This window comes from Heliomarina sp. (assembly GCF_052826185.1).
The window spans coordinates 1-12,397 of sequence record NZ_JBRBUI010000050.1 but is presented as its reverse complement, the minus strand read 5'-3'; the positions used below and the strand labels follow the sequence as shown (position 1 = coordinate 12,397).

At 55.1% G+C, this 12,397-nt stretch carries 9 protein-coding genes and 2 pseudogenes; 2 read left to right on the top strand and 9 right to left on the bottom strand.

The features are described 5' to 3' along the window. Window positions 1-106: 106 nt before the first annotated feature. From ACU0FH_RS16605 to ACU0FH_RS16580, 6 genes and pseudogenes are all read right to left on the bottom strand, one after another. Window positions 107-298, bottom strand: a pseudogene (locus ACU0FH_RS16605) (ATP-binding protein); the annotation flags it as partial. Window positions 299-301: 3 nt separating this feature from the next. Then, complete coding sequence (locus ACU0FH_RS16600; RefSeq protein ID WP_446195763.1) at window positions 302-1,093, bottom strand: hypothetical protein; 792 nt, start codon at window positions 1,091-1,093, stop codon at window positions 302-304. Window positions 1,094-1,104: 11 nt separating this feature from the next. Further along, window positions 1,105-3,618 (bottom strand): VWA domain-containing protein, encoded by a 2,514-nt coding sequence (locus ACU0FH_RS16595; RefSeq protein ID WP_446195762.1) that lies wholly within the window; start codon window positions 3,616-3,618, stop codon window positions 1,105-1,107. Between the two features lie 154 nt (window positions 3,619-3,772). Beyond that, a complete protein-coding gene (locus tag ACU0FH_RS16590) occupies window positions 3,773-4,003 on the bottom strand; it encodes a hypothetical protein (RefSeq protein ID WP_446195761.1) in 231 nt (76 codons plus the stop codon). A gap of 227 nt (window positions 4,004-4,230) precedes the next feature. After that, window positions 4,231-5,367, bottom strand: a complete 1,137-nt coding sequence (locus tag ACU0FH_RS16585; RefSeq protein WP_446195760.1) for a hypothetical protein — start codon at window positions 5,365-5,367, stop codon at window positions 4,231-4,233. 1,197 nt (window positions 5,368-6,564) lie between these two features. After that, window positions 6,565-6,795 carry a hypothetical protein gene (locus tag ACU0FH_RS16580; protein WP_446195758.1) on the bottom strand — a complete coding sequence of 77 codons (231 nt, stop codon included), beginning with the start codon at window positions 6,793-6,795 and terminating at the stop codon, window positions 6,565-6,567. Between the two features lie 476 nt (window positions 6,796-7,271). Here ACU0FH_RS16580 and ACU0FH_RS16575 point away from each other — a divergent pair, with 476 nt between their 5' ends. After that, the gene (locus tag ACU0FH_RS16575; protein ID WP_446195757.1) at window positions 7,272-8,516 is read left to right on the top strand and encodes an adenylate/guanylate cyclase domain-containing protein; all 1,245 of its coding nucleotides are present in this window, start codon (window positions 7,272-7,274) and stop codon (window positions 8,514-8,516) included. 34 nt (window positions 8,517-8,550) lie between these two features. Continuing rightward, entirely contained in the window at window positions 8,551-9,411 is an 861-nt protein-coding gene (locus tag ACU0FH_RS16570; RefSeq protein ID WP_446195755.1) for a M48 family metalloprotease, read from the top strand. Window positions 9,412-10,029: 618 nt separating this feature from the next. Here the strand turns inward: ACU0FH_RS16570 and ACU0FH_RS16565 are convergent. The 3 genes and pseudogenes from ACU0FH_RS16565 to ACU0FH_RS16555 all read right to left on the bottom strand — a co-directional run. After that, window positions 10,030-10,425: pseudogene (locus ACU0FH_RS16565) on the bottom strand (carbohydrate ABC transporter permease); the annotation flags it as partial. Window positions 10,426-10,475: 50 nt separating this feature from the next. Continuing rightward, window positions 10,476-11,186, bottom strand: a complete 711-nt coding sequence (locus tag ACU0FH_RS16560) for an IS6 family transposase (RefSeq protein WP_446195754.1) — start codon at window positions 11,184-11,186, stop codon at window positions 10,476-10,478. A gap of 923 nt (window positions 11,187-12,109) precedes the next feature. Further along, window positions 12,110-12,238 (bottom strand): hypothetical protein, encoded by a 129-nt coding sequence (locus ACU0FH_RS16555; RefSeq protein ID WP_446195753.1) that lies wholly within the window; start codon window positions 12,236-12,238, stop codon window positions 12,110-12,112. Window positions 12,239-12,397 lie beyond the last annotated feature (159 nt).

Sequence of the window (12,397 nt, the reverse complement as noted above, 5' to 3'; positions counted from 1 at the left end):
GCCACTGCAAGCGCGCCGAGCGCTTGAGCAATTTGAGGGCTCCGCGCCCGGCGCGCTTGCCCAAACCGAAACCCATGATTATCAAGATCAAACCCGCAGACTCTCGTTATGAACGAGGGACCGAAGGGGGGCAGGTCAGGACGTGGTGTGTCAGGCGATCCAGGATGGCGCCTGTCAGGCGCTCGGATCCGAAGACCTCGGTCCATTCGTCGAAGGGCAAGTTTGAGGTGATGATGATCGACCCGCGCTCGTAGCGCTGCGAGATGATCTTGGGCATGCAGGCTCCGCTTTGGTCGAGGGTTCAACGCTGCAAAAGCTCGCGCAGTTTGTTCGGAAGGGCACTGTCAGGCTGACCATAAATCACGCCACCCTCGCCCCTGCGCCAGAAGGCGGTGATCACGCGCCCATCCCGAGCAGAGATCGCAACACCGGATGCGACCTCACTGCAAAGGTGAGGCTGACACCCGACGGCGGCGAACCAGTCGCCGTCGCGGGTCATGCTGTCATTGGAGACAGAAGAAGCCCACCTGACGTCGTCTAACGTGTTCCAATCCATGATCGTCAACAGCACCGGTTCCATCTCGGCAGAAGTCAGAACTTTGTAGGCGGTATAGCCTTTCCATGCGGACGCATTGGAGGGCTGGGAAACGCCGGCGCTGGCAAGGCCAAGTTCCTGTTCGATAACCGTGGTGCCGTTGAAGAGAAATCCGGAGTAGCCGCCATCGCCGCGCGGGAGTTTGAGCATAGGACCGGCATCGGTCTGCTCGACCTCGCCAAGGTCGGAGCAGGTGCCGAAGCTCTCGGTGCTGCGCAGGCCGGCCGCATCGAGTGTGACCCAGTGGAAAAGACCCGGACAGGCCGTGCCACCCATTACTGCAAAGAGGAGGACGGAGTTCCGCCAGGTGGCGTAGACATCGGGAAGATAGGCCGCCTCCAGCACGAGCTGCTGGCTTCCGCCGGAAACACGGGTCTCGAGACCATCCTGCTGCAGCGTGATCTGGCCCGCAGGTAGATCGACGGTTTCAGTGTTCTGAGCGAAGGCGGGTGCAGTGCCGAGGCACAGGATTGCAACGGAAAGGAATGTGCGGAGCATGGATATCTTCCTTAGAGTAGGAAGTCGTTTGCGCTCAGGTCACTCGTGCTCAAATTCTGCAGGATCAGGCGCTCGCCATCATCGAAATTTATCACAGTGTTGCCCTTTTTGTCCGACATCAGACCCTTCAAATCCGAGAAAGATGCAACCTCAAATTCTTTCAAGTCGACTTTTTCTGCTTTTCCCCTGACCTGGAAATCGGTGATGACATCGCGTCCGTCACCGATCCCAAACACAAAACGGTCAGCCTTCGCGCCACCGGTTAATGTGTCATTCCCGGACTCGCCGCGCAATGTGTCCTTGCCACGGCCGCCGTTCAGGTTGTCGTTACCGCGATTGCCGATGAGAAAATCCTTGCCACCCTCTCCGGAAAGGGTGTCACTGCCATTCAGCCCGCGAATGGTGTTAGCTTTGCCATTTCCGGTCAGCACGTCGTGATAGCTACTGCCAATCAGGCTTTCGATCGAGAAGTAGGAATCCCCTACTGCGTCACCATGCGCTGTCGTCGCGCCCGATAGGTCTGCGACGACAGCGGACTCTGCATCCGCGTAGCTTGCAGAGTCCTTGCCCTGACCGCCGATCAGCTTATCCGCGCCTGCGCCACCCATCAGGATGTCGTTGCCTGCCGCGCCATCAAGGGTGTCGTTTCCGTCGTTTCCGTGCAACTTGTCGCCTTTGTCCTTCCCACTCAGGTGTTCGATGACCTGCGTGGTCGAAATCACAGTGCTGGCGCCATCATTTGCGACTGCGCGCACCTCGACTTTGTCGTCACTCTTGGCGTGCATGCCGGCCAGTTGGAATTCAAAGTAGCGCAGTCCAAAAGGAGTAATCGCGAGGTCTGCGGGATCGATTGTCGCGACGGCCACATCATTTAGGTAAATGGTGAGAGACTCGAGGTCGGTCTCGTCGATTCCCGGGTCCAGCAATTCGTCAGAGAGACTGGATGGATCAAGCACGATCGTGGTGGAACCATTGCTGAGACCGTCGTCCACTACATCGAGGTCAGCCTCCACGGCATTGTTGCCAACGCCAAAGCTCTGAATTTGAACGCCTTCTGCAAGAAGCTCTGCGACCTCTTCGGTCAGGCTGCCGCCCTCGTTGTTGCCACCGTCAGACAAGAAATAGAGAATTTTTTGCCCCGCATCCGAAGACTTGAAGTGAGACAGAGAAGACTGCAACGCGCTTTCGAAGTCGGTTCCGCCATTGTCCTGAAGTTGACGGACATATTCAAGAACATCAGCTGTTCCGTTGCCGTTCACATCCTGCGTTGCAGTGAAGGTCTGAGAGGTAAACGAGTTCGACTCGAACGGGACGATCGTGATTGCCGCGTCCGGCAGGTTCGCATCGTTAATGATAGACGCGTGCAACGCCTCGAAGGACGCAATCTCGGCGTCAAGAACCGTGTTGCTGTAACCATCGCCGTTCAGGTCTCCTACGTTCACCGAGCCGCTGAAGGTGGAGCTTGTACTACCGGACACATCAATAGCAAAGACAAGGTCGACGTTGTCGGAGACAACTTCCTGCCGCGATATGAAGCCAGAGATCTTGGTGCTCTTGCCGAAATCCGCGTCCTTCGCGGTCAGGCTGACGGCGATCTGCTCTTCGGTCGATAGCGTTTCGATGGTCGATGTTGTGACTGACATGACTGTTCCGTCGCCAAACACCAAGTCGTCACCATCACCGCCGAACAGGGTGTCAGAGCCGAAGCCGCCACGTAGTTCGTCGTCACCTCTGGCGCCGGAAAGCAGGTCATTTCCGGCAAGGCCTCGGAGTGTATCGGCCGCGCTGGCACCATATAGGTCGTCATCACCCGAGGTTCCCTCGAGTTCGAGGGACATGTTCGGCAGCTTCCAGTTGACCACGGTCTCGATTTGCTCGGCTGCCAGGCCCTCGAGAGCGTTTGCCGGCAGTTTTTTGAGGTCGTTAAGAATGCTGCTAAGGTCACTTACGCTCTCGCCCTGTGCCGCGAACGACATGAAGGAGACAGTCTCGCCCGGCGCCAGGGTCACCTCGTATTGGTAAGAAAGGTCGTCGTAGCTGAGCGCCAGATCGCCGCCGCCAGACCCATTCTCGTTGCTAAAGATAACACCTGCTGATGTGGTTGCATCTGTACTGTCATAGACTGCGACCCAGCTGTCCTCGCTAGTAACTGCTGCATCGCCGCTGGAAGTGTTGGTTGCGATATTGCCATCAGCACCGAAGTCGGTGATGAGTTGGTAGGTATACGTCACCGTGCTGTCAGAAACGTTTGTGATGCTGTCAAGAAAGCGCGCGTAACCGTAGGTGTTGGAAACCTGGATCTGGCGTTCCAAATAGAGGCCGGAGTAGTTTAGGTAGGGCAAGGTACTGTAGATGCCGCCGCCTTTCGAGATCAGGTAGTAGGCGCTCGAGAGGCCATAGAATTCCATGCCATAATCGAAGGCATCGTCGCTTCCGTCATAGATGGAGCCGTCGCCAGTGATATCCCACTCATAGCCTTCGCCATCGATGACAGTATGCGTCGTTCTAACAAATTCTTCAGACAAGTTACTCTCCATTTCGCCTGCAAAGAGGGAAAAATACGCAGGTAAAACCCTCGGCCGCGCAGAAGCGTGTACCAAACTTTGCACAAACCGCTGTACTGTTCCCCCGGAACATTGCGCGACATTCCCCAACCAGATTATCGTGCCTTTTCAATACCTAACGCCCGTTCACAAAGCAAGGTTTTTGATGTGAAAACAGGTAGTATGGGGTATTTTTGTTGCGAGCGAGCTTCGGTTGTCTTGCTTCGTCAGGTGTATGCCGGTAGCGGGCTGTATCAGAAGGAATCCGATGGAGACTTTGGGCGGTTTCGTAGTCTCCCGCCATGACCAAACCCCATTCTTTTACGTTCTTCCACAGCAGCCCAGAGGTGATCTGGCAGGCGGTCATGGTCTCCCTCCGTTTTCTTTTGTCGTTCTGGAAGGCGCTGCCAGAAGAAAAGGGTTTGAAACAAACTCCATCCATCGCCAAATCGTCGGCTGTAGAGCCAACGTAAGGACAAATTCCAAGACCAGGAACGAACAGCCCAGTTTGTTGGCCAGATCAGGTTTACGGCTATGGAGATGACAAAGAGAAGGGCTGCTCGACTTCGCAGAGAATATTCGCTGTCCGTTCGATTAAATGAAATCGATGTTTTCATAGAGAGAGCTTGCGTCAGTTACGTCCGACATCAGCACGCTACCCTTATTGCCGAGGTCAACGATCACACCGTTCTCAGAGACAGATGCCTTACTGTCCAGGAAGTCCTCGACAGTTTCGAAGCGACTGGCGAACTTTTTTGCAAAGATAGCAGTGTCGCCCGGATCAAAATCGATCACGACATCACTTCCAAAGCGGCCCTTGAACACGAAGGTGTCGTTTCCATACCCGCCAACAAGAACATCGTCGCCCTTGCCGCCAATGATCTTGTCGTCTCCAAACCCACCATCGAGCTCGTCGTTTCCGCCGCCACCCTTTAGGATGTCGGCCCCTCCTTCATCAAGGAGTCTGTCAGCGCCCTGGCCTCCGATAAGAATGTCGTCACCTGCGCTCCCTGAAAGAGTGTCATCCCCCTTATTCCCGAAGATCTTATCTTTGGATGAGCTGCCATTCACCTCATCATCGCCATTTCTAGCCCGAACGATGGATTTCGCGTTGGGCAGATCGATCACATTATCCTTGCCGTCGGCATCGATGACGAGCGTGCTTTTTTCAAAGCCCAAGTTCCACTTTGATTTATTGACAGCTTCTCCGTAGCGAATCTCCAGCGCCTCGACGTCTAGTTTTCCCAGCTCCCCGTCGCCACGGCCTGTGTATGTTAGGACAGTGTTCTCGGCGTGATCGAATTTCGTCTTGAGCTGGAATTTTCCTTCGTGCGGATGGTCGAAACCGAGTGCATGCATCATCTCGTGGAGGTAAACATGCATGTGCTGGTCGTCAATAGCGACTTCTCCACCCACACTGTACGAGCGCTGGAACCAACCACCCCAATCGGACCCCGAAACGCTGACGATATCGAAAGTGGCGGGTTTGTGGGCCTCAACAAACACAACATTCGCTGCGGCTTCAATCTTGTCCAAGGCCTGCCGAAATTGCGATCTCTCTTCCTCTGACAGGGGGTAGATGTCGGAAGTGGAATACGACAAGCTGTCGGGAAGATTTTTCCCTTCAAGAAAATGGTAGCTGAAAATAGTTGTCCCTTCAGCTTCGGTGCTGCGCCCTGTGAAAGGCTCCGGACCAAGGATAGCGCGTACATCGCTTACATGTTTAACCATCTTGAACCGCGTAACTCTGGTATTCTTTTCGGTGATCGTCTGCAAAGTGTATACACACAGCCACGACCTGCAAGAAACAAAGTAAACATTATCAACATATTAGGTTAGATATCTCAGAAAAATCCTCATGGCTCGACTTTGTGGTTTACCGCGATGTTACGAGGCCGTCCGAGTGTTTCATGGAGGTTCGATGTCGGGCGAGGTCCATCAGATTTTGACTTTCAAGCCAACATGGTCACACCAGGGATATTCACGCCTTTCAACGAGCTAAATACTAAACCGGCTATGGTCTGCGACGGTCGAGGGTCAGACCAAATTCATCATGCCGGTAAGGAAAGCTCACATGCGCCGGGGGTATACCCTTTCATGAGCTTACTCACTCGGAAAACCACTGCAACTGTCCAGGTTCAAATTTTGGAACTTAATCACAAACTGCAATCAAGGATTGTTTAGAAACCACACCCGCTCTCAAGTCTGGAAGTTTCGAAAGTCACCAAAACCGCCTGCAGACGCCCTCGGAAATCAAAACCGCTGCGACATCTCGCCCGTCAGGCAGTGAACAGCTCCCGATATGGCGGTCATAACTTTTGCGACCGTTTAGACTGCAGGTGAGTCTCTTTCCCTGGACCAGATCAATCATCCGAGCGGTCGCGATCCGACCTCCTCGGGTTCCGCGTTCCGCGCAATCCAGAGATCCAAATCGGATCGGCACGTTGGACACTTCAATCGTATCCCCGTCACGGATATGCGTAACTGGCCCGGAAACAGTCTTGACTGCCGAGATGTTCACCAACTTGCCAGTGTATTCCGGAAAACGCTCCAGAACTTTGTGTCCCAGAAACAAAATACCCAGCACGATGATTGGTAGTAGCCGCATATTTATTCCGCGTTTCCGCAGTCGGGATCGATATGATCGCTTTTTGAAACGTGGGTTTTGATAAGCTAGCCGCGGTCGGGCCTGATCTGCCTGCGGCAGTAGACCCAGGCGTTTTCGCTCACTGTCTGTCAATCTGTTCGTCATGCGGAACAGTTAACGAATGACTGCGGCTCAATGATGACCGACAGATGCGCAAAAAATGGAAAGTTTACTGTCCGTTAACCATCGCGACTATGCGAGCCCTTCCTTAACGAACCGCCAGCATTCGTGTTCAATTTCGTCGCGTGATGCGCCATCTGCAATCCGTTGCGCGAGACCAATCAGAGGATTGGCCGGGGCAGGGGCATCGCTTGTAACTCAGTCGCAGAGACAGAAATGCTTCCACTCATGCATCGGAAGATCTCATCCGCAGCCGTACTGCGCAGAAATGCAAAAACGTACTCAAGCGCCACGGCTAGGTCGGGCTTGGCCGGCGCGATGATGTTGACATGATTTACGACAGCCACGGCGGGAATTGTCACGTTTGCCGAAGGATAGGCCGTCAGCGCCATTGATGAAAGCCTTGGGAGATGCTGGCGGTGCATTCCACACGTTAAGCGCTTCCATCCGGTGGCGGCCGAATGGTCAAAGCGGCGCTTGGGTAAGAGAGAGGGCGTCCCACGTATCCGGCGAGACCTCTTGACGCCCAACTTCGAGCCTGTCGCCCCGGGACAGGCTGCCAGTCGCGACATTGAGGAAACTTGGGACGCAGCGTTAACCTGTAAAAGCCTATTCAGCCGGTGCCAAATCGTTGGCCCGACGATTGCTCGCCCACGCAATCACGGCCAGTCGATGGCAATGGGCTCCCTCTGGGCGCCAGTCAGAACGCTTTGAGCGACGACTTTTTCATCACTATCCCAACGTAGGCACCTAAAGCTTGAGCTAGAAATTCGGTTCACCTACGCTTCAGCCTGAGAAGCGTTTCTTGCATGACATTTATCAATGTGTGGAATGAGCTCTTACCTGGTTTGCCGTTGGAACTCCCGCGATGAACCATCCGCGCCTTTCATGGCTGCTGACAATGTTTAGAGAGTCTCCAGAACTCCTTGCTATTTCGCGACGCTGGTACAAAGCGCTGCTAACGCGCAGCGAAGCCGAGCTTAGGAATTACCTATCTGAAGCATCCGAACTGCGCTTCGTAGGGTCTGCCGATGGGGAGGTCTGGGCGGGGCACGCGGTCCGAGACGCCATCGGGCGGCATTTCCAGGAAGTGCCTTCGGTTCTCAAGAAACAGGACCTACTAGCCGAGGCCTTCGAAGCTGGCGATCTCGGCTGGTTCTTTTTCACTAATCGCTTCTGGTTTCAAAACCGGTCTGAACCAGTAGATTTCCGCACGACATTAGTCTTTACCCTCGAGAACGGCTCCTGGAAAGTCGTTCATCGACACGCATCGTTACCTTCATCGAATGAAGCGAGCATCGGACATTCTCACCGAGCAATTCAAGAACTTCTCGATGCCGTCAGTCAAGAGTTCTGCATCGAACAAACCGAAGGTCTGGCATCCATCATGTTCACCGATATAGTGAACTCTTCGCCAATTGCAGAGGCCATAGGAGACCGAGCGTGGTCGCGGATTGTTGCCAAGCACTTTGACGAACTGAAGGTCATAATCGAAGAAAATGACGGAATATTTGTTAAGTCTCTCGGCGACGGGACGATGTCTAGGTTTTCGTCAGCACGTTCAGCAATGATTGCGGCGAAGGTCATTCAGAACAGGCTGTCGAAGCAGGATCGAGAGCCGAAGATCGGTCTCCGCGTAGGAATACACACTGGTGACGTTATCCGGACAAACGAAGATTTCTTCGGTAGCGTCGTAAACAAAGCCGCGCGTGTAACTGCAGTGGCTGACCGTGGAGAAATATGTGTCTCAGATACGACCCGGGCCGTTATCGGATCAGACCACGACTTCGCTTTTTCCGCACCTGAAACCGTCTCCTTGAGAGGTTTGGTAGGTGATCACAGAATCTGCTTTCTCAGCTGGCGGACCTGGCGGGCTTCTTCAGTGGCAATGATCGTTTTGGGTTCGAAGCGGACCTTTTCAGCGATCCAACACAGAGCCATTAAGCGCGCCGCACAATTTATACGAGGAGCGCCGCCGACGACCGCTGGTGGCGCTCTCACTACCTCAAAACAATCATGGCGATACCTGATTATCGTTTCCTGCCTGCGGCTTATTTTCCAGCAATATCGGGAAATTAGAGCCCCCCTTTTGACACGAAACAGAAATTCGTGACGCTCCAGCCACAGAAAAGGGAATGAGGATACCAATGAAGAATTTTTTCCGGCTTTTGTCGGTTATGGGCTTCCCGCTGCTCACCGCATGCGGAACCACCTATGAACTACCCGAGCTGGGTGAGTCCCAAAGCCAGAAGGCCGCGCTGATGTTCGCGGACGCTCGGAAAGAAGGTGCTCGCCGCCAGATTTCCAACAGCGCCGCGGAAGCCCGGTTCGCACGGGTCGCCCGCAAAATCGCACCGGTTGGGAAAGCTGTATGCGAGCAAGCGGCTGCTGACCAGGCGGGGGTGAACTGCAATGTCAACGTGGCCATCGACCGCGACATGAGTGAACGTAACGCCTATTTCACCTATAAGGACAAACAACCGGTGATCCGCCTGTCGATGCCCCTGCTGCGGGACTCGGTGAACGATGACGAGGTCGCCTTCGTCATGAGCCACGAGTATGGCCACCTGATCGGCCGCCACATCGAGAAGCAGCAACAGCAGGCTCTCGCCGGCGCGATCATCCTCGGTGCTGTAGCCGCAGCGGCCACCGCCCAGACTACTCCTTATGGGACCTACTACGACACGTCGGTCGTCAATGACAGCATGATGATCGGGGCTGCTGCAGGCCAGATGGCCTATTCACAAAGCTATGAACTGGAGAGTGACACGCTCGGCACGCGCATCGCGCATGCCGCGGGCTACGATCCGGTTGCTGGCGCGAAATTCTTCGCTCGCCCGGAACCTGCCAAGGCTTCTGCTGGCAAGCTGTCCTTCTGGGGCACTCATCCGCCGGATGCCAAGCGCGTTGCCACCGTGCTCGCGACGGTTGACCAGATCGACAACAAGGTCGCGCTCCGTAAGGTTAAGAGCACCGCATCCCAGGCACCGAGAAAACCTGGCGACTGATCCAGTTTCACTTCAATCAGGGAAATGGCCGCGCCCGGAGGGACGCGGCCATTTTTCTCGTACAGACCCCGGGCTTTTCTCTCGGGGTCGCTGTTCTTACTATCCGTCGTAAGAGCCACAGGTTTTTGCCTGACCTCGAAAAGCGGACGTTCGTTCATGGCATAGCATCCCTCATAATGGGCTGATGCCGTTGAAAAACTCTCTGACGATCTATTTCGTCTCAACAAATTGACGTAGTTGCCGAACTCGGAAGGGGGTTATAAAGTAAGTTTCTGCTGAAAACTGATGCCGTCATGAACAAGAAAATGCTCGTTGCCTAAACCAACGAGAGTGATAAGGTCTCTGCGGTTTGGGCCTTTGACCGTCAGACGCAGAAAGCGCCGCGTGTCATAGGCCGACCTCTCGCCCCAGTGCGACAGGTCCCGGTGATGACAAGGCGCGCGATGTCCGGGACGTGTCGCTGCATGTGTTCCAGCGCCGGGGCAAGAATCGCATGGGTATCGAGCACTTCAACCAGGGTGCCCGGCTGTCAGGCGGATATCGGAAGGTTGGACGATGTTCTTGGGGTCACCTTGCTGGCGTGGCGGCCTGCACGGCCGGGATGGGGTCTGTCCGCACCTATTTCAGCCCTGCGGTCAGGAAGGCCTGAACGAACTGGCGCTGGAAGACGAGGAATAGGATCATCAACGGCGCGATCACCATCAGGGTCGCGGCGGAAATGACCGAGATGTCCACGCCGTTCTCGGGTGCGCCGAAGATCGACAGTCCAACCGTCAAGGGCCGGGTCCGGTCCGTGTTCGTGACGATCAACGGCCAGAGGAAGTTGTTCCAATGCGTTGCGACTGACACCAGCGCATAAGCAATGTAGGTGGGCCGCGCGGCGGGCACGTAGACGCACCACAGCACGCTCATCATGGAACAGCCCTCGACGCGCGCTGCGTCATCCAGTTCCTGCGGGACGGATTTGAAAGCCTGGCGCATCAGGAAGATCCCGAAGGCCGAGGCCATGTAGGGGCATTGCCAACTTGTTTTCGTGCGAGTGAGAAGAGCTAACCAGCAGGTTCTCAAGCGGCCATATCCGCTGCATAGGTATTCCAGAGGTCGAAAGCATCGGCCCTGGCGTGGCGGTAAGAGATTGCGGAGATCCGATAGCGCCGGGGGCGGAAGATCGTGTTTGCCTGATCGTGAGCGGCGAGGAATCTCTGTGCCTGTCTAGGCGATTTGAACCGGCCCATCACTTTCTCGCGCCTTCGTGTCGGCCTGTGCGAGCCCTCAATTCGATTGTTCAAACCCTTGTGCGCGCGATGATCCGCGTTCGGTGCAAGCTCGCGGATAGGCTTGAAATAGCTGCGCAACTTGTCCGTCACGATGACCCGGGGCTCGCCGAACCGGGCGATCAGTCGCTTTAGGAAACGTCGCGCGGCCTTGGCATTGCGCTGAGGTTGCACGAGAATATCCTGCACATCCCCGTTCACGTCCACTGCACGCCAGAGCCAGTATTTGCGACCGTTTATCGGGATAACGACTTCGTCTAGATGCCATTTGTCGGCCGCCGAAGGCCTATCGCGTTTGATACAATTGGCGAAATGGCAACCAAAGCGGTTCACCCATTTCCGGACAGTCTCTCGACTGACCGTCACGCCTCGTTCGGCGAGCAAGTCCTCGACATCTGCTGTGCTGAGCGCGAAGCGGTGGTAGACCCAGACCGCATAGGCGACGATCTCGCGTGGGAAGCGGTAACCTTTCAGGCGGGGCATGGTGGATGGAGCGCTCATCAAAAACGTTTAGACAGCCACGGGACCCCAATCAAGTTGGCGATGCCCTCTGAACCGATGTGAACCCAGCCTTCCGAACAGCATACTGGCCCGTGGCGTCATTGAAGGCCACGCTCAGAGGCCTGACACACGTCCGATCGAAGACCCCGCCGACCAACCGAAGATATTGCTTGCCAAACAGGGGTCATCCACACACGTCCCTCCGGCCCGACGGCGCAGACCTGAAAGCTACCCTTCGCAAGGTCGATCGCCAGCATGCTGATATTTGTCGTCATAGGTGTGCCCTCCGTTCGGTTCCAATCGAACCATCATGGCATATGAGATGCCGTTGGTGGGGGCATCCACCGCATCAGTTCAAGTAGAGGACCAAAACCTGAACAGAGCGAACTAAAGAACGCGGACACTCAGGGGAGCAGGTCAAAGGGTCAGGAAAAAAAACTTGCTCAATGAGGGTTACAGTGCAAGCATTCCTTTACGTAGGGGTATGAGCATTGTGTTCTGATCAGAAACGGGAAGCATTAAATCGCTCATTAGAGTTGTCGTTTGTCGGCTACTGGATAATGAGGACTTTTGGTCGCGTGGTTGCGACTGAAACAAGCAACGGCTACACATTTACCTACGTTGACTGGCGTGGAGAACGCTACTTGTGGGTTCGTTAATGTGTTAGATTTTGTGAAGAGTACTGTTGGTGTAAAAGCAGGTTTTGATCTGATCTGGTAGCGCCGTTTGAACCACCCTGTTAGAGATTTTCCGGAAGTCTAGATTCAAGACGTGACCGCCGTGCCTTCGTGCCTGAGCGGACCACAAATGGCAATGCCACTGGGACGGTCGCAACTATAGACGGCCCTCGCCAGGCACCCTATCAGAACAGGAAATCGTCTGCGTCAAGTTCCGACATCTTTACGGATTTCAGAACGATCTTGTTAGATCAGGACGCCATTCCAGTCCCGGCCCCCGCAGAATGCAACGACGTCGCGTCCGCGTGTTCGCCCGGCGATCATCTCTGGCACCTTCTCGTCGATTTCTTCGGGTTCGATGACCCGTGCAATCACCGATATCCGGCACGGGCGTGGAGTAGCCCCCTGAAAGTGGTCCACCAACTGGGATAGATTTGTCCCGCAAATTGGAGGATCAGCGATGGCTGGGAAACGAGAAAAGCCCGAAGAGATTGTATCGAAGCTTCGGCAGGTTGAAGTTCTGCAGGGACAAGG

Coding starts and splice junctions, on each gene's coding strand:
- ACU0FH_RS16600 (WP_446195763.1), bottom strand. CDS start 1,093: ATGCTCCGCACATTCCTTTCCGTTGCAATCCTGTGCCTCGGCACTGCA.
- ACU0FH_RS16590 (WP_446195761.1), bottom strand. CDS start 4,003: ATGACCGCCTGCCAGATCACCTCTGGGCTGCTGTGGAAGAACGTAAAA.
- ACU0FH_RS16585 (WP_446195760.1), bottom strand. CDS start 5,367: ATGGTTAAACATGTAAGCGATGTACGCGCTATCCTTGGTCCGGAGCCT.
- ACU0FH_RS16580 (WP_446195758.1), bottom strand. CDS start 6,795: ATGGCGCTGACGGCCTATCCTTCGGCAAACGTGACAATTCCCGCCGTG.
- ACU0FH_RS16575 (WP_446195757.1), top strand. CDS start 7,272: ATGAACCATCCGCGCCTTTCATGGCTGCTGACAATGTTTAGAGAGTCT.
- ACU0FH_RS16570 (WP_446195755.1), top strand. CDS start 8,551: ATGAAGAATTTTTTCCGGCTTTTGTCGGTTATGGGCTTCCCGCTGCTC.
- ACU0FH_RS16560 (WP_446195754.1), bottom strand. CDS start 11,186: ATGAGCGCTCCATCCACCATGCCCCGCCTGAAAGGTTACCGCTTCCCA.